At 36.8% G+C, this 22,477-nt stretch carries 11 protein-coding genes and 1 tRNA gene; 5 read left to right on the top strand and 7 right to left on the bottom strand.

Annotation, left to right across the window (positions count from 1 at the left end):
- Positions 1 to 16 precede the first annotated feature (16 nt).
- From IEV85_RS10265 to IEV85_RS10275, 3 genes are all read right to left on the bottom strand, one after another.
- Positions 17 to 826 carry a COG4315 family predicted lipoprotein gene (locus tag IEV85_RS10265; RefSeq protein ID WP_188462956.1) on the bottom strand — a complete coding sequence of 270 codons (810 nt, stop codon included), beginning with the start codon at positions 824 to 826 and terminating at the stop codon, positions 17 to 19.
- Between the two features lie 131 nt (positions 827 to 957).
- Positions 958 to 2,643 (bottom strand): AMP-binding protein, encoded by a 1,686-nt coding sequence (locus IEV85_RS10270; RefSeq protein WP_188462959.1) that lies wholly within the window; start codon positions 2,641 to 2,643, stop codon positions 958 to 960.
- A 568-nt stretch (positions 2,644 to 3,211) separates the two neighbouring features.
- Complete coding sequence (locus IEV85_RS10275) at positions 3,212 to 4,894, bottom strand: alpha/beta fold hydrolase (RefSeq protein WP_188462961.1); 1,683 nt, start codon at positions 4,892 to 4,894, stop codon at positions 3,212 to 3,214.
- Positions 4,895 to 5,320: 426 nt separating this feature from the next.
- On the opposite strand from IEV85_RS10275, the gene IEV85_RS10280 reads away from it, so the two are divergent.
- Genes IEV85_RS10280 through IEV85_RS10300 form a run of 5 tightly spaced genes read left to right on the top strand, consistent with a single transcriptional unit; the run spans position 5,321 to position 16,511 of the window.
- Positions 5,321 to 6,667, top strand: coding sequence for a hypothetical protein (locus tag IEV85_RS10280; RefSeq protein WP_188462963.1), 1,347 nt, complete (start codon positions 5,321 to 5,323; stop codon positions 6,665 to 6,667).
- On the top strand, positions 6,664 to 7,296 hold the full coding sequence (locus tag IEV85_RS24865; RefSeq protein ID WP_229712558.1) for a condensin complex protein MksE: 633 nt from the start codon (positions 6,664 to 6,666) through the stop codon (positions 7,294 to 7,296). The genes IEV85_RS10280 and IEV85_RS24865 overlap by 4 nt, the downstream gene beginning before the upstream one ends.
- On the top strand, positions 7,293 to 10,508 hold the full coding sequence (locus IEV85_RS10290; protein WP_188462965.1) for a hypothetical protein: 3,216 nt from the start codon (positions 7,293 to 7,295) through the stop codon (positions 10,506 to 10,508). The genes IEV85_RS24865 and IEV85_RS10290 overlap by 4 nt, the downstream gene beginning before the upstream one ends.
- Positions 10,495 to 11,478 (top strand): hypothetical protein, encoded by a 984-nt coding sequence (locus tag IEV85_RS10295; RefSeq protein WP_188462967.1) that lies wholly within the window; start codon positions 10,495 to 10,497, stop codon positions 11,476 to 11,478. The genes IEV85_RS10290 and IEV85_RS10295 overlap by 14 nt, the downstream gene beginning before the upstream one ends.
- A gap of 14 nt (positions 11,479 to 11,492) precedes the next feature.
- Positions 11,493 to 16,511, top strand: a complete 5,019-nt coding sequence (locus IEV85_RS10300; RefSeq protein ID WP_188462969.1) for a sacsin N-terminal ATP-binding-like domain-containing protein — start codon at positions 11,493 to 11,495, stop codon at positions 16,509 to 16,511.
- Positions 16,512 to 16,571: 60 nt separating this feature from the next.
- Here IEV85_RS10300 and IEV85_RS10305 read toward each other — a convergent pair whose 3' ends face one another.
- From IEV85_RS10305 to IEV85_RS10320, 4 genes are all read right to left on the bottom strand, one after another.
- Positions 16,572 to 17,993 carry an RtcB family protein gene (locus tag IEV85_RS10305; protein ID WP_188462971.1) on the bottom strand — a complete coding sequence of 474 codons (1,422 nt, stop codon included), beginning with the start codon at positions 17,991 to 17,993 and terminating at the stop codon, positions 16,572 to 16,574.
- Between the two features lie 90 nt (positions 17,994 to 18,083).
- Entirely contained in the window at positions 18,084 to 19,184 is a 1,101-nt protein-coding gene (locus IEV85_RS10310; RefSeq protein WP_188462973.1) for a slipin family protein, read from the bottom strand.
- 378 nt (positions 19,185 to 19,562) lie between these two features.
- Positions 19,563 to 19,628: transfer RNA gene (locus tag IEV85_RS10315), tRNA-OTHER, on the bottom strand.
- Positions 19,629 to 20,557: 929 nt separating this feature from the next.
- Positions 20,558 to 22,474 carry a hypothetical protein gene (locus IEV85_RS10320; protein ID WP_188462975.1) on the bottom strand — a complete coding sequence of 639 codons (1,917 nt, stop codon included), beginning with the start codon at positions 22,472 to 22,474 and terminating at the stop codon, positions 20,558 to 20,560.
- Between the last annotated feature and the right edge of the window lie 3 nt (positions 22,475 to 22,477).

The following is a 22,477-nucleotide window of genomic DNA, read 5'->3' on the forward strand; positions in this document are numbered from 1 at the left end:
TTAAGAATTTGCTCTTTTATAATTCCGGAGCTACTACTGTAAAGGGACCTGTACCATTTCCAGTAACATTACCTCTAATCCCTTCATCTGAGGCAAAAAAGTATAAAGGAACTCCTTTAAATGAGAGTTGTGGTCCTAAAGCATCAGTTCTCGTTATCATAGAAAAATCGTCTTCGCTCAAAGTTGATGGAATTACAGGATTCTGCTGTCCGCTAAATATTGGCCATGCATTTGCACACCCGCCTGTGCAATTACTTACATTTTCTTCATCATTTGCAGACTGATATAGTGTCAACCCATAATCATCCACTAAATAGATTTCAGCATCTTCACCCTCCGTTAAAACTTGTCTCCCGAGAAATAAAGTATAATCTGGTTTAGCCACATAGAATAATCCCCCTCTTCCATCACCTTCCACAGCGCCAGATGCTTCTAACACATCATCGCTTTCAGGAGAAAAATAGTATAAAGGCCATCCTTTATAGGTAAGTTGTTTCTCTCCATTTTCCCTGGTAACATTTCCAAAATATGTGAGATTAAGGTTAGAAGCAAGATCTAAATCATCTACTTCAGCAATTACCGGAGGCCATACTTCTGCACACCCTCCGTTGCAATTGCTTTCCCCCTTTACATCTCCTGCAAAAAAGTACATGGATTGATTCTCCTGATTCACCAATATACTTCCGAAACTACTGTTATTCTCTATTTTAATATTAAATGCACTTGTTTCTTTATCCAGACTGTCATCATCACTACATGCTGTAAATAAATTAAGTACTAAAAAGCTTAAGGCTACAAGGCGCAAATTTTTAAAATAATTGTTCATTTTTCTTTGAAATTTTAAGTTTGATAAATAGTAATATATTGAATGGGTAGAAGGATGTTCTTGTGCGATTTTGATCACAATCCGGATTGGCCGGTAACACCTTCCGTATTAATTTCTTTATTGATAGACTATCATACTTCCAGAAGCTCTTCCTCCTTTAGTGCCCTTCTGAGTACTTTTCCTACAGTGGATTTTGGCAATTCATCAATGAACTCTATATGCTTAGGAATTTTGTAGAGTGTGAGATGCTTGCCACAGAATTCCCATAGTTCATCTTTGGTTAATGAGGTATCTTTCCTTACTACAAAAATTTTAACGGCTTCTGAAGTTCTCTCATCTGGCACTCCGATAGCTCCAACCTCCAATACCTTATGGTTTCCAGCAATGATATTTTCTATTTCGCTCGGGTATACCTTAAAGCCAGAAACAATAATCATTTCCTTTTTTCTATCCAGAATGGTTAAAAAACCATCTTCATCTAACCTACCTATATCACCTGTTTTAAACCACCCTGATGAACTAAAGGCATGTGCCGTTTCAAGGCTCTGGTTAAAATACCTTTTCATTACTTGTGGCCCTTTTGCATAAATTTCACCAGCCTCTCCTATGTTAAGTGCTTGTCCTGTTCTGTCTGCAATCATAATTTGGGTTCCCGGCAAAGGCATACCTACAGTTCCTAATCGCTCTTTCCCTCCTAAGGGATTAAATGTAAGAATGGGTGAAGTTTCAGTTAATCCATACCCTTCAGTAATGGCAACTCCTGTTAATTTTTTCCACTTTTCAGCCACACTAATCTGCATGGCCATACCCCCTGCTGCACAAAATTTTAAGTCTGAGAAATCTACTCGTGAAATTGAAGAGTGATTCAATAAATTGTTATACAAGGTGTTAACACCTGAAAAAATGGAGACTTTGTATTTCTTAATCTCCTTTATAAAGCCTTTTGTATCCCTGGGGTTAGGAATGAGTACATTTTTGGCTCCTAACTTCATCATGGTGAAACAATTACCCATTAACGCCATAATGTGGTACAAGGGAAGAGCAGTGACTACAGTTTCCTCTCCTTCTTTAAGTGAACCTTTTATCCAAATTGAAAACTGCTCAATATTGGCAAATATGTTACTGTGGGATAGAACCGCTGCTTTAGATATTCCAGTAGTACCTCCTGTATATTGAAGAAAAGCAATATCAGTGCCTTCAATAATAGGAGGATGAAATAATAGCTGACTTCCTCTATTTATTGCATCATTAAAAGCTACAGCTCTGGGTAAATGATATTTGGGCACCATTTTTTTTATGTGTTTTGCCACAGCATTTACCATTGTTTTCTTAAAAGCTCCTAATTGATCTCCTAATTCAGTGATGATAATGTGCCTTACAGAGGTAGAGCGGAGAATATTTTCCAGTTTAGAAGCAAAATTGGCTAAAACTACAATTGCAACTGCTCCTGAATCTGCAAGTTGATGCTGCATTTCTCTGGATGTATACAGTGGGTTGATGTTTACAACTATTAGTCCTGCTCTCAATGCACCTATCATAGCAATAGGGTATTGTAAAATATTGGGTAACTGAATGGCAATACGTGCACCGGGTTGCAATCCTAATTCTTGCTGCAAATAGGTCGCAAATTTCCGTGTTAAAAGGTTCAGTTCATTGTAGGAAATTGAGGTACCCATGGAAACAAAAGCAGGCAATGACGAATATTTCCTTACAGACTCTTCAAATAAATCAACAAGAGACTCGTAATGATGAGGCTTTATTTCAAACGGTACCTTAGAAGGATAATGTTCAAGCCAAGGAGATTTAATATTGTTCATTTCAAATAAAAATTAGTTTTGTATAAAAGATATCAGTGTAAAAAAAGAGGAATAGAAAAATTGAATAGATTTTATGAAAGCTGTTTTCTTGTTATTGTAATGTATTATTCTAATTATTAATTGCATAAAGGTAGGTAGGGAGAATGATTCAATAGGTGTAAAAAACCGCCAAAATTGGATACAATTCCGACAATACTGATGGAATAAAATCGACAGTGGTAAAATTCCGACAGTCAATACTATTATTAATACGAAATCTAAAATCAGGCCACACAATGGGTAATCATTTGTTGCTGACTTTCAGGTACATATGATTGATTCTGATGTTGTTGTCTAATAGGCTCTATTTAATATGGAATCTGGATACACAGGCATAAAAAAGGTGACTCTTCACGAGCCACCCCTTAATTTCCACAGTATATTCTGCTTAATTTTTTTCGGTAAAAACTAAGTCATTATTTGTCAAAACCAGAAAGCAAACTCCATTAAGATCGATAAGGTAGACTTTTACTGCCCTATTAGCATTTACATTTAATAGATTTTGTGTGAGTTTAGGGTGTAACACCTTTTAGGCTGAAATCCTCTCTTGAATTAAATCAGAAGGTGCCATACCAAACTCTCTCTTAAAACATTTTGAGAAATAGGAAGGATTGGAAAAACCTGTAGTGAAAGCAACTTCAGATATATTTTTTTGCTGATCCATAAGCAACTCTTTTGCACGATGCAAACGAACAGAAGAGATGAGCTGATTAGGGGATTTGTTGGTAATGGCCTTCAGTTTCCTTTGAAGCTGCCTTTCACTTATCCCGATTTCCTTACATAATTTATCCACCCCAAAAGCCTCATCCCCTAAATGTATATCAATGCATTGCAAAACATTCTCAAGTAATGATTCATTCTGCAGCAATTTTTGCTGGTTAATATGAGTGGATTGAGCAGCCGGAATGGCTCTTTCGTTAATCAAATAAAGCAAGTGTGATTCTCCTGATATTTTTTCATTGATAGGTTTATGTTGAATAAAACTCAGCCCAGATCCTGAAAGTAAATATTTTACTGTTTGTGTAATTAGAATTTGATTAGGTTTTGCCTGATCATGCATTGATTCAATGAATTGGTCTGTTTTTTTACTTACAAAATGTAATTCATCAATGGCTCCTTCCGTAATATGCACTCCAATGGTTAAATGTGTATTACACTTCCGCATAGCTGCTGACATATCAATACTACAGTGAACTGCCTTACTAGGCCCTTCAAACACAGCAATAAGGGTATTTACTTTGTGGCCTATAATTTTACCTCTATATTGCATTACCAGCTCCCGAACCTTTTCACGACACTTTTCATCTGCTCCATTTGGAGACGATAGGCGAGCAGAAACAATTGTAAAAAGCTGCTTCTCATAGCTTTTTAAAGGTTCTATATTTAAGATAAATGCTCTCATTTCTTCAAGCACAGCCTCTGTGTTTCCTACCCAGAATAAATGATCATTGCCTTCTAATTCTACAAATTTAGCACCTTTAATACGTTCCGCAATAAACCTTCCTTCCTCTATTTTTACATCAATATCATTTGTCCGCTGTAATAATAATGTAGGCACATTAATGGAATCTAATATATCAATTATGTCCACCTCAGTATTCATTTTAGTGAGTACCATAGCTGCACTTGGGCTCGCTCCGGACCGAAAATAATTGGCTAACCAATCCATAAATTTCTTATCCAGCGCTTTGGAAGGTGCTAATGATTCCAAATTCATTTCACCCCCACCCCAGCTGTTTTCAATCATTGAATAAACCGATTGTCTTTCCTCATCAGTAGGTGCCCATGGATAATCAGGAGCATATCTGCGTTTAGCAAATACCCCAAAAGTAATAAGAGAAATGGTTCTGTTAGGGTAAGTAGCTGCAAATAGCGCTGAAACAGAACCACCTTCAGAATGTCCAAATAAAACAGCCTTCTCTGACCCTACAGCATCCATTACTGCACGAATGTCATCCATTCTTTCTTCCAAAGTAGAGAGCTCTACTATCCTATCCGAAAGCCCTGTGCCTCTTTTATCAAATAGAATTACCCTGGCTATCTTACCTAGTTCTTCCAGGAAATCTACTAATTCAGGGCATCCCCACATCCAGTCGATATTAGAAACCCAGCCTGGTATATAAACCAAATCAACGGCTCCGGTACCGAAAACCTGATAAGCGATATTGATACGACCGCTTTTTGTATATTGGGTAGTTGGCTTCCTATTCATGATGATTTAAATTTGTAAGGGTTGAAAAATTTATTTTCTATTTACATCACAAAATTACCCTCCATTAATTTAAAATCTCAGAATTAAAGGTATACAAGAGGTAGACAAATATATTAAATCAGCCAATTTTAGCTATTATTACACATTTTTAAGGTGAACATTTTAATTCTCATACATTTCCACCTACTTAAAAATATTCAGTACTTTCATGAAGTCAATAAAGAAAAAAAGGAAAACAATTTGTTCTCCTTTTTCTCTCACAATAAAGTCAGGCCAGGTCATTGAATCGGAAATAATCCTAGTACACCTTTTTCAACTAGTCTGCTATTTTTATAAATAACCCAGATAATTTATGTTGTATAATAAAAATATTATATATTAACACAGTGTTTAAATAATACTGAAATCAAAACCTACAACTTTAAAATGACCACTACAGATTTTGACTTCTTTTCCGAAATCACAAAAGATGACAACTACCAACTATTATATCCGCAGAAGGAAGTTGGGTTAGCTATTGTCTGGCTATATCAAAAAAGCTTAGAAGGGGCTTTCCCTGAGATGACCTTTAAGGAGTCTGATATACATGAAGCATTAGATGCTGTCAACCCTCGCTCCGAATCAAAGTCACACCGAAAACCAACCGAACACTATAATAGAACAATTGCCAGTCTGCAAGAATATTTCTTGAGGTACGATGATGAAAAGCAAGTATACAGATTTAAGGAGTATGCCAATGAATTCTGTAAACACGCTTTCAATACACTTAAGTCAAATTTTGACCCAACCCAAATTGAGCGCATTTGTAAGACCCTCACAAAAGAGTTAAAGGAGGCTAAAACGCCTAATGCTATTAGGGAATGGCTTACTATAAATTTTGAAACCTTTAAACCCAATTTAAGGCAACAAATTGATTTTATAGAGCGGCAAATTGATCATTCCGTGCTAGAACTGCGGCAAAATATTAGTACTAACGAGAATTCCAAAATCGTACAGATTCTGAAAGAGATAGACACACGCTTTGATGAAATAAGAGGTCAGAATAAGGAATTAAGAGCTGCTTTCAGGGAATTCGACATTATAAAGGAACATCTTGATGAAAGGTCAATGTCTATTGATGATAGACAAATTGGTGATTCAATTCACTCCGCACATCTGTTGCTTCAGGAAATGAAAAAACTTCTTTCGATGGTCGATAGCCGACTAGACAGAATACATCCCAAGGTCAAGCAGCTTTTTTCCAACCTCAACAAACCTCTTTTCAACTCTCAAATTGAAAAATTTCTTAGAGTCCTTTTAGATAACAGCACAGTCAAAATTGAGAGAAATAAAAAACTTTTGGTTCTCCCGGCTGGTCTTCCTGAATATAATGTATTTCGCCAACTGACCAAATTTTCAATTGTTGAAAGAAAAAAGGATCTTTTCCCAGCAAGGGCTCGCAGAAAAATAAGATACCCTGAAAACGAGCAATCAAAACAAATCGCCTACCGTCATTCTCAAAATCAGTTTGCCCGCCAAGACACAATTGATATTTGGCTAAACCGCATAGATGCTGATTTGGAAAAGGAGTCTGTGGTTCAATTTTCTGAATACTTCTTCCAGATACTCCAGAGCACTAGTAATGACTTAAACCTCGCCATAGAGCTCGCCTATCGAGTGATCAGAGATCGTAAAATTTATAATTGGACACTTGATATCTCCACTCAAAACGATAGATCAAGTCAATTTAAAAACCTTGAATTAAGAAACCTATTAATCCATAGAGCATCATGAATAGTTTGATCTTTTTTGAACACCCTGCCGCTCGTGATCTCTTCGCCAAAATAGATTATGCTCTGAAAGACGGAGTTCATATTCAAAACAGTAGCCATCAAGCCAATCTGTTTCGCTTTATTGAGGAAAATGAAGAAAGCATAAGAGACTTTTACGAGGAATTTTATGGTGTTTATCTGGAACATGGAGGAGAGACAGTAAACAAATATTACTATTTAGAATTTGGTCACAACTCAAGAGGCAACATCCCTTTAGATCACCGATATTTTCTTCCTAATGAATGCGTAATTGTAGCATTTATGGTTTACAAAATTATTTACATTGACGGATATGTCGACCTTTCTTCAGTCTCCAAACTTCAGAAAATTATCAGGCAGGATTATGAGGACCTAAAGCCAGGTTTGTATAGAGCTCTGACTAAAGCGAAGAAGGACAAAGCGACTAAAATCAATGATGAAAATATTGATAAAGTAGTACTGGATTCGCTTAAAGAGTTCAGTAAAATTGGTTGGATAATATTAGATGAGGACACCTTTGATCCTCTACCAGCCCTTGAAAGGATTACCAAAATGTACGCAGAATATATCAATCATCTCGATGAATGGCTTAAAGGAGACGAAGTTTCATGAAGGAGTTCCCAAGAATACATAGTTTGTCCACACTAGGCCTCATTCATCACCAGGAATTTGACTATGAGTTTCATCCTTTGAGAACTGACTTCATGGGCGATAGTGGTTCAGGAAAGAGTATGATTGGTGATTTACTTCAGCTCATTTTTGTTGGTTCCGATGCGTTTGAATCTGCTACGATTGGCACGGATGATCGAAAGCCTTCGGGTATGGTACTAGAGCATAAAAAAGGCAGAGGCACTGATTTTGCTTACGCATTTATAAATATCGCCTCTACTCCAAATAAATACTTATGTATTGGCACTTACATTGAAAATACTGCCAGGAATACACATTCATTTATAATTCAGGGTGGTTATGATCTAGAAACTCTTACTCCTTTTGACAATCCATTTTGTTGTCAAGATTTTCTAAGTAATGACGAAATTCTTCCAATAGACTTGCTTAAAGAACACCTGGAAAATAAAGGATTCATTTGCCACTCCTGGCAAAGATCAAAAACCTACCATGAGATATTATTTAAAAATCATCTTCTGCCCCTTGACCTTTCTTCAAATGATAAGACGTTAAAGGACTTTGCTCAAATTATCCAATCGTTCTCCCGAGGCAAAACCCTTGACACAAAAAAGAGTACTAGCCTAAAGAGCTTTTTATTTGGTGATACTGAAGCAAAAGAAATTACAAAAAAATTCAGAGAAGCTGTTAAAGAATTTGAATCTCAAATAGGAGAATACGGGCGTAATCTTAATGAAATACAACGAGTTACTGAAAAACAAAAAGCTTACTTAGAGCTTCACCATCGAAAAATCAATCTTGAAAAGTGTCTTCACGACTACCTTATAAGGAGTTATGCATTTTATCAGCAGGAAGAAGAAACCACATATCAAAAACTGGTAGATATTTCTGATCAATTTGCAAAAACAACAGAGTTTTTACATGACGTGCACGTTTGGGCAACTCATGAATTGAGAGAAATTGATCTCAGAGAAGACCAACTAAAGTTAAATGAAGAAAGAACTCGTTTAAAACTTAGAGAGGCAGAAAATGACCATGTTACATTGGAGGATGTTCAAAAAATTCTATACAAGCTCAGTTGCGAACCCTCAGAATTGAGAGAACTTCACAAAGTCAACAAGAAAATATCATTCAGTATTAAGGCGATAGAATCTGTTAATACTGCTTTAAGCAAAGAGAAGCTAATGGCATTCTTTGAAAGTGAAGACTGGCCAGCATCATATTTGGAGTTTCAAGAGAAGATTCCCGACAAATTGGAAGGCATTAAAAATGAGTTGCTCAAAAAGGAAGTACTAGCAAAATACTCAGATATCAATGATATCAATTCACTTGCAAGTTGGGCTTTTAATTTAGACCGACCTCTTTCTCTTGAAGAAGAAAGCACCCTGCTCCATTTCCAATATTTACCCAGGAAAAAACCTTCAGACAGATCGAATTACCTTCCAAAACCCGAAGAATTATTTCTAGCCCTGCCCGTAATAGAAAAAGAAAAAGATGGTTTTTGGTTGAGTACTAACGGTATACGAGAATTTATTCCATTCATCAATGATAGAGTATTTAATACTTCAGATAAAAGCTCTATTGCTTCATTCTTTGGTGATTACTCCAAGGAACTCACAGATGAGATGACAAATTTGATAGATCAATCAAACAAGCTCCGATCTATCATATCATTGTTTCAGAATTTAGAAAGTCCTAAACACTTCTATGAATCCTACCTCAAGAGATCTGAAATCCTGAAGTCTTCATATAATCAAGTTCTGAGCTTTGACGACAGCACCCTTGATAAGTATTTACACAGCCTGTCAAAAAGAGAAGAAATAAGAAACTCTTACGACAAGGCCAAAGAAAATCATAGGATTGCTTCCAGAGAATTGGCCTCTTTTGAAAATCAATATGGGGAGCTAAAAATGATTATCGAAATTTCCAGTCAGACTTCACAGATTTCTGAAGAATCTAAGGCACTTTTTGAAAAGTTTCGAAGTGCTCCATCCCCACCTTCTACTTCACAGCTGAACTATAACAAACTTCAAGACCATATTGAGAGAGCAATAAGAGAGAAGGAATCGATCAGAAATCTTGATCCTACTTTGCTGTACAACAACTACAAGGAGACAATTGCAAGCAAAAATAGAACACTAGAAGAATACAGAACTCAGTTTAATAAAGAGCCAGACATATCTTCATTTGAAAGCCATTGGCTTAATGAGCCTAGAAGTGAAAAAGAGGCACATATCAAAGCTGAACAAGCTTACCAGGATCAATTCAGTTTAATCATTGATCGCTTCATATCTGCAGATTCACACAAGTTTGAAACTACTCATGACTTTCTGGAGCTAGGTAAGAACCTATTACCAGAAGCATTCAGAAATGAGCAGGTAACCGAAGAGAATGTAATTGAAATTATCAAACACTACCTGGAGAAAATCAATGAGAAAAATCGTGAACTAAATTCAAGAAAAATACAGCGTATCCGGGACATTGTCGAAGAAATAGAAGATAAAGTAACAAATCAGCTCAATGAGGTTAGGCTTATTGACAACTTCTTCAAGAGTGAAGAGAAGCAAATAACAGGTGGCTACAGCGTACGGCTTAAGAAGGAAATGTCAAAACAATTTCCTTTGGAATGGATCAGAGTTTTTAAACAAAAAATTGATAGTGAAATAGGCCTTTTCGCAACGGATGAAGGTCTGAGAAAAAATTTATCCCTTTTGGTCGGGTTGGAGGAAATAATGAAGGACGCATTCACTCAATGTGGAGGAGTCAGAGGTTCTAATGTTGACACAAATGACCTATTGAATCCATGCTCCTACTTTGACCTTACTTTTTCCATGGAATCTGATGCCGGGAGAACCAACATTGGTAGTACCGGCCAGACTTATGCAGCAATAGCAATGCTGTGCATCGCACGGCTTTCAATTATCGGCAAGGAAGATGGTGAAAAACAAAAACCCGGAATCCGTTTTATGCCAATTGATGAGGCAGAGGGGCTAGGATCAAATTATGACCTCCTGTACAACATCGCAAAAACTTATGACTACCAGATCATTTCCATGTCCGTAGGTTCTGTGGGAAGGTTTAAAGAAGGTGATCAATATGTTTATATACTACATAAAAACACCGATGTGGATGAACCCGTCAATTTCACACCTATGGCGATCTTCAGTCGCTCAGATATAAAAGATGAATCGAGATAGCATTTATAATCGCAAACTAAACTGGAGACATCTCAAGGCATTGAATGAGCTGTTTGTCAGTGGTTCTACACGGAGTAAGATCAGGGATAATGCGTACATCGAATATCTGGTATCGACTAAACGTTTGATAAAGCCAAAAAGCGGTAACCTGAACATTCTAGAAGCTCAAAGCAGTTTTGCCTCATTTTATGAAAACAATATTAGGGAGCACTATGATCTGTACTTAAGCCTCTTTGAATCATATGGAATAGAGTCTGATGCCAAACGGAGATATTTAGAGGAAGATATCATTACACTGTTATTCATATCTGAACATCGTAAGAATTTAAGACAAGAATTGAGCACTATTCGAACATTTTCTGCGACTGTTTTCAAGGGTAAAGGATCGAAGTATTTGGAGAATAATCTCAGTCTTAAAAATGCGGTTTGCCGAATATTGGATATCGATGATTTTCCAGAGAAAGACCCAAAGAATCTCGTATGGAGATTTGTGGTAGATTGCATTTCCCCAGCCGCCATCGTCTTATGCGAGAACTTGGCCTTTTTAAAACTTCCATGGAAGGCCAAAGAAAATAATATTGAGCTTTGGTATGTTGGTGGCAACAACATTGCAATCATTGATGATATCCAACCTTCTAAGTTCTCCCTTCCTATTTATTATTCCTGCGATTGGGATTATCATGGTCTAAAAATCTACGGTTCGATCAAAGCAAAATTGAAAGTAAAGGGCGTTGACCTTAAACTATTAAGCCCTCCTTCAGATAGTTTGTTATTGCCGGTAGGATCCCCAAACCACAATAGCACATGGAACCATTCTATCCCACTATCAGGGCTCAAAAGCGAAGATTTCAGCGATCAACAACTTAATCTCATAAGAGCTTTAATCCAAGAAGATCAATGGATAGAAGAAGAGTCAAATGATCTTATCGAGCTTATGAGTTTTAATCAGATCACCTTACTAACACAATAAACGACAATGCCTAAATGAGCCTAAAATCTGAAATAGAAAAAATATTCCAAGAACATACCGGCTACTCCACTCCCGGTCAAGCAGCAAACCAAGCAAGTTCACTACATGATTTATCTGCAGATTTATATACGGATTCAAAGAGGTTTATTTATGAACTTCTTCAGAATGCTGATGACTCTTCACAGAATAAAGAAGCTATCAAGGTCTGGATTAAAACATTTGAAGACTATTTGGTCGTAGCACATTCTGGTAAACCTTTCTCTTCTCGAGATCTTCAAGGAATATGTAACGTGAACCATGGAACTAAAAAATCTGATCCTACGAAAACCGGATATAAAGGCATTGGATTTAAATCAGTTTTTGGTCAATCAGAGCATGTGATCATATTTACCAATGGCGAATATTTTAGATTTGATTCATCATATCAGTTTGGTTGGACATGGGAGGATTCAAAAGAAGTATGGGAGAAAGAAAATGATCGAGATTTCCAATTCCCTTGGCAGATCATTCCAATTTTTACAGAGGTTGGGGAAGTTCTAAAACCAATTGATCAGTACATTAAAGCCATTGACGCAAAAGTTGCTACTATAATACAACTAAAGAATCAACAGGAAACTAGAGAAGCCATTCAAGTCCTTTCTAAGAACCTAAATATGTTTCTTTTTCTAAGAAATATATCAGGTATTGATTTTGATATCCAAACACCTACAGTCTCAATTGAAATAGATAGGACAATAGAAAACAAGATTTCACTAAAAGAAGGAGGCCGATTAAAAACTACTTGGTTGATCAAAACATTTAACCTTGCGGTACCAGACAACCTAAAAACATCCCTTCAAGACGAGCGAAACATTCCGGATAAACTTCTCAAAGCTGATGCCATAGAGTTATCTATGGCTGCAGAGCTTGGAAAGGATGGTATAAAGAAGCTATCCCCTCAGGACAAACTTCTATATTCATATCTACCCACCGATGAAACAAGATACTCCCTCCCTGTATTAATCAATACAAGCTTTCTAACAACTGCTAGCAGAGAAAAACTTCATGCAGATTCAAAATGGAATCAGTGGTTATTCAAAACCATTCCAATAGAAATATTTAAATGGATTTCGGAACTTGTGACATCCGACTATGAATATCAAGCATATCAATTAATCCCTGATAGAACTGTCATTAATGATCTCTTGGCCATTGAGTTCAATAGTGGAATTGAAGAGGCAATAAAGTCTGTTCCTTTCATAATCACGGATGAGAAGAAATTGGCCAAAATTGATAATACCATAGTGGACTTCACATTCCTTTCTGATAAAGATTTTGTTGGACGTGAACCTATCAAAAACTTTATCAATCAGGGTGAAAATAATAAGGGGAAATTTGCTGCGAACACTGGATTTGGTCATATTTTCAAGAAACTGGGAGCATCCAGTTTTGAGTGGAGTGACGTTCTCACATTGCTGAAATCACAAGACCTTTCAGATGTTCTATCGATAGATAACAATATTCAACTGATCAAACATCTTAAGATTCTCTGTGAATCTGAAAAACCAGCAGAGGTATCGATCGAATTCCTAAAGAAGCTGCCATTTATTCGAGATCATAAAGCGGTATTAAATACTCCATCGGATCTCTGCTTTCCAGCCCCAGATGATCAAAACTGGAATGACCATAATAGCGAATTATCCTTTATACACCCTGAACTAAAGGAATGGCTTGTTAAAGAAGGTGAAATGAGGGTTTGGTTCGAGACATTAGGAATGTTGGAAAAAACAGACATTACCTTTATCCATCAAACGCTCATTCCCAACATAGAAAGCTATGTCACTTCTCAGAATGCCATTCAGACAATCCAAGATTTATTTATTCTATACCGGAAAGATCAACTTAAAGAAGATCTAATAAAACGTTTGTCAAAAATAAAGCTGCTCACACAAAAAGGAACCTTACAAATAGCAGAAGAATGTTATTTATCAAATTTTTACTCTCCACGTCTTGAAATTGAAGAAATTATAGATACTGACATCTTTGTAAGTCAAGAGTATTGCACTGATAAGGTTGACAAAGATGAATGGAAGCGCTTTTTTAAATTATTAGGAGTTAAGGAAGGAATCTACCATATAACATTTCCTGAAAAGACATCAACGGGGAATTTTACCAAATCCGGTTGGTTAGTAGAATTTTTCAATGAGTACAATAATCGATTTTATAATAACAGATTTTCAGCTGACTCTTTTTCGAACCTATCTTCATTGTCATGGATAAATGAGACCAATTCCTATGAACTATCAACCAGATTTTGGAAGGATGTCATAGAGTATATTGAACCTGAAATACTAGTTGAACTTGGAAGAGCCTATTGGGGATATTCTCATATGGGTGGCCAAACTAATGGTGACGCCATCGAAAACTATGTCCCCTGGTTTATCGTGAACCGAGATTGCATACCTGTTGTAACAGGTGAATGTAAAAAGGCAAATTCAGTTCTACTCAATGCTGATGACACAAAGTCAATTGCTGGTAACTACTTACCTGTTTTTAGTGGCCCAGAATTAACTCCTGATTGGAAGTCATTCTTTGGATTTCGAACAAGACTAGAGCTATCGGACTATTTGGATTTGCTTGATAGCATATCCTTAGATACCGATGATGAAGGACGGGGCAAGAATGAAAATTACAAGAGAATTCAAACAGTTTATGCTCTTTTATTAGATCAATGCCCCATTTGGAATTTCTCAGATATTTCACTTGTTGAAGAATGGTCTCGAACTGGGCGTTTGTTAAATACCAAACGACAATTTACTGATTGTGATAAGATCAAATGCTTCATTGATGGGAATGACTCTATTTTTCAGGATCAATTTCATTTTCTATCTCTTAATTCAGAAAACAAAAGACATAAAAACTTAGAAACCCTTTTAACTCATATCAAAGTCACAATTCTCAGACAAAGTGACTTTGAATTGATTCCTACGGAGGAAGAAACCTGTTCTAGTTTAGAAGAGCATTTGAAAGGTGTTATTCCATATTTCAAAATATGGATTCAACACGAGTCCAATAGTGAAAGTGAAACGGAGTTTTTAGACAATCTTCAAGGCAAGGTCGATAAATTAAAAATTTACCAAGCCACAGAACTTAAGATCACTTATTCGAGTATTGATTTTAGTAAGAACGTAAACGTTCACTTTGATAAGCCAAATCTCTTCGTAACAAGCCCATGGGATACTAACAGTGTCCTGTTGAAGTTGCCGGAGATTTTAGCTCGTTATTTCCAAGTACTTGGACATGAAAAGAAGCTGGATTTTTTGCTTAGATCAAACAATCAAGAAATACTAGAGCATTTTTCTCAGGAAAACATTGACCTACCAGATGAGTTTAAAAATCCTGTCATCAATACTGGTAATAAAATTTCTAATGAACAGGTCAGAACGTTTTCAGATGTGGCTAGTGCCATTGACCAAGGCAATATTCCTCCTGAGTTCTTTCATTTATCTAAACCGGATTATGAAAGATTAAAGTGGATAGAGACCCTCATACCAAGAGCTGTAGCCAACGTGATGGACTACCTCAAGACTTTATCAGAATATGATTGCGCCAATTCATATCACATAGCACCAAGTATTATCAGAGGTATAACGAAAAACGGGAATGAAATTACAGTTGTAGCCAGGCCTTCAGATGGGAACAAGGTACTGCTCTACTATACCTCGGAATTTAATGTGCTTCAATATGTAGATGCCGAACTGTGGGGAGAGGACGGAATTAACCCTCCAATAAAGATAACGTTAGGGCAACTCCTTAGAGAAACAGGAATAAATCGAATACCAATCAAAAATATTAGTTTTTCTGCTCCTGATTTTGAAAAACTGGCTACCACTCCTAAATCTGAAGAATTCGATTTTGATGTGGTACCATTCGCTCCAGAAAAAATAGCTAGACTAGTTTCATCTTTTGCCAATAGCAATGGTGGTAAACTGGTCTTTGGTATAAGGGAAATAGCCTCCTCAAATAATGAAATTGTAGGTTTAAGCAATGATTTTAGAGTTGTTGAGATTACTAGAAAAGCCATATCACTTCTAAATCCTATTCCAACAGTAAGTTATGACTGGATAAGGAGTGGAGAGAAATCTTTATTTGCGATAGAGACTGAGAAATCGGACCATGATATCCTCTATAATGATCAAAAATATATTAGAAAAAACGCATCGACAGAAGCGTTAATAACGACAACAGCTACTATCAAAAGAACGTTGAATCTACCTAAATTTAAAAGAACTGTTGCAATCATAATAGGAATTGAAAACTACCTTCCTAAGAATAAAATATCCCCAGTCAAATATGCAAATGCTGACGTTTCAATATTCAGACAAACACTAATTGACAAGATGAATGTTGATGAAAGAGACATTCATGTTTTTCAAAACGAAGAAGCTCTTAAGAGCTCTTTAGAATATGACCTGAAAGGATTGTTCTATTATTTAACAGAAGAAGATCGATTGATTTTCTATTACGTTGGCCATGGTTTTCACAATGGAATCACAAATTTCCTATCAACTTACGATTCACACAAACATCACATATCTGAAACTTCAGTTTCATTAAATCAGATTTTACTTGATCCATTGCGGAAATCAAAATGTAATACTGCGCTAATTTTTATCGATGCATGTGCCCAGAGTTTTCAAGACGCACTGGAGAGAAATCACATCAGTGATATCAACGAAGAGGAAATTCAATTGTTAGTCAGTGAATTCCCATACTATGCAACATTTCTATCATGTCAACCAGGTCAAAAATCATATTCAAGTGATAGTCTGTTGAATGGAATATTTACCTATCACTTATCCAAAGCATTAAATGGAAATGCTGCTGAAGCTTTAAATGGTAAATATGTAACGGATCGTCTTCTAAAAGAATACCTCTCAAAGAGTGTTGCAGAATACGTGAAATCCGAGCAAGATAAAAATCAAAATCCCAGAGCAATTCTAGATTCAAGCGGAGAAAATGTTATTGTGGAAATAATTAGCAAAAAGATTTGATAGTAATTTTAGAATAAGATAGTTAAAAAAGGAAAACAATTTGTTCTCCTTTTTCCAATCTTAATCCACCTCCTGAAACCGTTCATCTCCACACATTCTTACCACTTTAGGTGTGAACTGGCCTACTACCTCCACAAGCGATTGCTGCTGCGCCATTACCTCATGGATATTCTTATATACCATAGGAGCTTCATCCAAACCAGAACCAATCAGGGAAATACCTGCATCATTCAGGTGCTTAAGTACCTCTCTCTTCGATAGTGTTTCTTTGGCCCTTCTTCGAGACATTACTCTTCCTGCCCCATGAGAAGCAGAGTTCAAGGAAGCCTGCTCTCCTTTCCCCCTCACAATAAAGCCTGGGGAGGTCATTGAACCAGGAATAATCCCTAGTACACCTTTTCCCGCTGGAGTAGCCCCTTTTCTATGCACGATCAGTTCTTTACCTTCCTCATTTTGCTCTTTCCAGGCAAAGTTGTGGTGGTTTTCAATCATTGCTAAGGGTTGTTCACCTAATGAAGCGGCCATCCTTTCATGAATCTGATGGTGACAAGCCGAAGCGTAATCACCCGCTAAATTCATTGCGAGCCAGTATTCTTGCCCATCTTCTGAATTCAGGTCTAGCCATGCTAAATGTTTGGCCTCACTAGGAAGCTTACAAGTATCCATAGCAAGCTTTGTATAATGCCTCGCAATATTAGCACCCAAACCTCTGGATCCGGAATGTGTTAGGACGGCCAGGTATTTTCCTGCCGGTAATGCAAACTCATTTTCATTACTCAACAGCTCAGTAGTGCCGAATTCCACGAAATGGTTTCCACCACCTGAAGAACCAATCTGTGAATATGCTCTATCTTTCAATGATTTTAAGATGTTAATTTCATTGAATTCGGATCTATCCAAAACTGCATGCTCTTTTGGTTTCTTGAAAACAGCACTTCCAAATTTTGCATTTTCCATCAGCATTCCTTTGAGCCTTTCCGTTTGCACACGATCAAATACCGGGGGTAAATCGTACAACGTCATACACATTCTACAACCAATATCCACGCCCACTGCATAAGGAATTACTGCATTTTCAGTGGCCAAAACACCTCCAATAGGCAATCCATATCCTTGATGAGCATCGGGCATCAATGCGCCTGCTCTCGTAACAGGCAACTTCATAGCTATTTCCATCTGATTTACAGCACCAGGTTCAATCCCCTCTAATCCGTAAATAGGGTAATCTAACCTGTTTTTAAGTAAATCAATTGTCTCATTATGCTCTGTTTTTATAATCAGAGATTTAGCCACTGCACCTAATTGTTCATGTTTTAGGTATAATGCAGGATTCTCTATCACCCTTTGGAGTAATTCCAGTTTGAACTTTTTACTCTTTCCTTTGTAATGCGCTTCCAGCGCTTTCATGGCAAAACCAATGACTTTGCCTTCAGGATAGCCGATCTGTCTTAGGTCTTTACCTGTTAATTTTGTCGTTGCCATCTCCAGTTTGTTTTAAATTTTTTAAATCTCGTTCTCTTAATGTTTGTAAAGCAATGGCTGAGTAGGTCTTTATGCCACTCAGCGCATTACTTATTTAGTTGGAGCAAAGATGCTTTTCAATTGATCCAGTACCTGACCGTTTCCTGCAACAGTAATCTGGCCAATTTTATCGGCAATTTTTTCTACATACTCCATTTCTTTCAATTTGAACAACATTTCGTTGCTTTCCATCAATTGAGCAGTATTGAGCAAGCTTCTTGTGGAAGCTGTCTCTTCCCTTCTCATGATTACATTGGCTTGTGCCTGCTTTTGTGCTACCAAAACCTGATTCATGATCTCTTTCACTTCTCCAGGCAAAATGATATCTCTTATACCACAATCCATCACTTCCACACCCAAAGCATTAGCTTTAGTACTAAGTGATTTCATTATAAAATCAGCCACTGACTCCTTCCTCTCAAGCAATTCGTCCAGCGAGAAAGTACCAATAAACTCCCTCAAAGCCAACTGAATAAGTGTATACAATTGCTTCTCAAATTCTTTATTGACTATCATCGCTTTTTCTATGTCCACCACTTTGTACTGTGCTACAAAATTCACCCGCAAAGCAGCTTTATCTTTAGTGAGAATCTCCTGACCGGCAAGTTCTAACTGCAATTGCCTCAAGTCTACTTTATCCACTTTTACTGGTGTGCTGTTTTTCCAGAAAAAGTAAGTACCATTGGTTAAAATTCTTTCAAATTTACCATCGATGTACAATACTCCTTTTTCGAAAGACTCCACCACAAAAACCCTGAGATAAGGTAGCAACTCTCTCCTTTCGAAGGTTGACTTTTCAATTCGCTCAGTTATTTCTACTTTGCTTAAATCAGACTTCACAAATGAGTAGTTTACAATTCCTTTCCAGAAAGCATACCTGCCTGATGTTAATACAGTTTTGAACTTTCCATCTTCATACTGAAGGGCTATTTCATTATCCTGTACTTCTACTATTTCCAACAACTCAGCAAGCTTTTCATCTCTTAAGAGAATATTTAGCGATATAGCTGAATGGAAAGGCCTGTCCATATCATATCGAACCAGCTCCTCAAAAGGCGAAATCCACCATGTGCCGGCAGTAAGCACTCGCTTGTATTCTCCATTTCTGAATACCAAGCCTACTTTTCCTGTATTGATTCTTTTTCTTAACATTTTTAATCAATTTTACTTCTACACTTTTTATATAATTACTGGTCCAATAATTCACATTTAAATAAAGCAACTAAAGCTTCTGCTATCAGTTAAGGCGGAAGCCTGATTGAGTAAGAGCATTTTCTCATCGTTCTCTTTTTCTACTCCCCTCTTTTCTCCCACACATTTTCTTAGGTTCAAGAGAAGGATCAAAAGTTCCTCTCACGGTATCCTCAGGCGTCAAAGCCATTTCCAATTTTTTGGGTTTACTGCCTCTAAGCAAGTAAACAAAAGCATACACTTTAGTTGCTTTTGGAAGCCCTGTTTTAGAAGCAGGCTACTTCATCAATCAGATGGATTTTGAGTCCATTGCGTTTACCAGTTCCGCCATCCTTCAAATTGAAGGAGTGGGATTCGAACCCACATTGATTCTGTTGTTCTAGCCACTGAACTATCCCAATATCACTATTAGGAGAAGGATTCGAACCTTCGACCCACAGAGTGGTGAAAAATGCTCCAGCTTGGAGTGGTATACAAACAACTACGGTTGTTTGCACCGGTGCGCTATTCAGAAACGCTGTCCATATACTTCAAACTTTCACTTTTCCGCTACTTCTACCCCTTTCAGAGTAAGAAGATCTTAAGGAAGCCTTTTGCTTCCTATTTATGTTGCCAAGGACTTTAACCTTGAATGCCTTTATCAAAAACCAATATTTACCATTAGCCCACGAGGCAATAATTCACTTTATAAGAAAATTAGCACATAAAAAAAGCCCCGTCCTTTTTCAGGGCGGGGCTTTGCTTAGCAACTACTGCAAATCCTTATTAACCTGAAAACTCGTAAATAATTTTACTCTGTAAATACTCCATACCCTGCTTTGAAAAAGACGCACTTCTCCTCTGGGCAAGATTATTCAAACCAAATATTATTCTGTATTTATCCATAAGCATAAATTAGCTATACATAAAAAAACCCGAACCAAATGGCCCGGGTTTCTTAATCTATTTTTATATAAATTAAATCACTCAAAGCCAATACTGCCTGATATCCATATAAAGGTTATCTTTAGGTAGCTCTAAACAAATGATATGTTGTATGTATTGGCTCATATTTTTTCTTTATTGAGCTGCAATGTTCGGAAACATTTTTCGATTAACAAAATATTATTCTGATTTTTTTTTAGTTTTTGGAATTAGTCTGAATAAAAAACAGCTGATTTATGAACCATGTATAAGTTCCATTCGAACTAAATTAAACGCATATACACTTATAAGTAATTTAAATCAATTTTTACTATTATAAGAATTCTACCATCTGAAACCTTTCATCATCATCATACACATACTTATTGTCTGAAATACTCTAACATCGAGTTAAATAGACAGGGTTAATTCTAATTACTTCTCTCTTTTCCAAATTTAAAACTAAAAGCGGTTCCTTTTTTCAAGACGTGATATGCTAATTCGGCTGATCCCAATGAGGCTGATTCATGAGATGGAATTTTTTCAGCAAGTTTAGGAATGTCGATAATACCTTGAGACTTGGAGAGAAAAGTTACCTCTACATTAGATACATCTTTTGTTTGTGTTTTATTAGATACTTCTTCTAATTTGTTCGGATTTTTAAGAACCAGCACTAACTCAGATGGATTCCCTCTATGTTCAAATCCAGCATGCATGCTATGATCGGGCATAGAAAAGATCACTTCTGCAACTGTCTGATTAAATAAAACCATTGCCATGTCTCCTTCCCTCAAAACCCTTACGGGTGATATTATGTTTTTATCTTTATCCAATCCAATTAATTCTACTGTTGGAAAATCTACCAACAATTGGGATCGCATGATATAGCCTAAATATACATTTTCTTTCTTTATCTTTTCAGTGTAGAATTGATTCCACAAGGCATTGTCTCGTTCAGCTGATAAGCCAGCAAAACCCACTTCAAATACCCCGTTTAATAATGCCTTTGTCCAACTTTTATCTACTTTAAAAAAACGAAGGGATTCTTTCGGTAACATCTTATTATCCGGAACAAGGTAGACCATTGGTACTTCTGCAAGCTTCAAACAATTTTCAATAGCTTGTCTCACTACTCCGGGAAGTTCGAAAGATGGAGATTCTTCATTCAGCAATTGTTGCTGAATGGGAAGGTTCTCGTGAACTGAAGCCATTTCAAAGAGCTGATGTACTCTTTTTTGTTTGACATCATGTGCATGGCTGCGTTTCCAATTCACTAATGCTTTTACCAAAGTTCTTGAGTTCAGCGCCAAATAGCGACCCAGGTTCCATGCGGCAGCATAAGAAGTATCGAGTATACCAGTTTCAGCTTCTATACGTAATAATTGATCAGATGAAGTGGCTAAAGGCAAATCTGTTTCTTTTGAAGAAGGAGGAACAAGTGGTCCCCGGTAAAGTGAATACCTCTGATCTCCTGTTCTTAAATGATGATTCAAGGGAACAAATGCTTCCTGCATTAATTTAGCAGCTATTGTATCTTTTTCTGCGGTGGTTCCAGTATTAATAACTGAAACATTTAATTTCGATAAACCAAGGTGAAAATCTGATTCATCTTTTTTTTGGTCTATTCCATTGGTTGAAAAACTGTAGCTGTAGAGCGAATATAATTGTACCTTTTCCCTTTCATGCAAAGAGGAAAAATTAAATGTGTCACCTTCTGGAGTATATACCAAGGAAACTAAATGCACCACCGATTTACTTCCAGCCTTTGGAAGTCGATTGCCTAAAATACAAGCCTGCCTACTCATTATTTCTTCTACTCCATTCTTATTAACTTCTTTAAGTACCCTTACATGAGTTAAGAGCCTAAGTGTTTTTAAACATTCACTGAGTTTCAGTGGAGTTTTAGTAGCTCCATCTATAAAAAATTGAGACAACAGTGCCGTAGGCAAGGTAAGAATAGTTCTGGTCTTCTTTTCCTGTTCATTAATTTCGGTTCGCACATCCAGGTTAGAAAGCTCTGACTCATCAAATAGCAGAAGGAATAAGAACGGATCTCCTTTTTCGCTACTTCCAGGGCTAGCTTGCCAGGGTAAAGTACTATTATTTAACAGAATATGTGGAAGATGGTGTGCATAAGAACCAGCACTATTGGGGGCAGGATAAACTGAATGAATTTGATTGGTTGTCAATTGAAACAGCTCCTCACCTACTGTAAATTGATAAGAACTCTCTTCCAGGCTTCCCTCATTCTCAATTTTCTGACTGACAGTGATCTCATACGTACCTGCAGCAAGTCCTGATGCGTGGTGATCATATAAATGCAAAAAAGATTTTTTCGGATCCTCCATAAA

It is taken from the genome of Marivirga lumbricoides, from assembly GCF_014636295.1.
GTDB lineage: Bacteria > Bacteroidota > Bacteroidia > Cytophagales > Cyclobacteriaceae > Marivirga > Marivirga lumbricoides.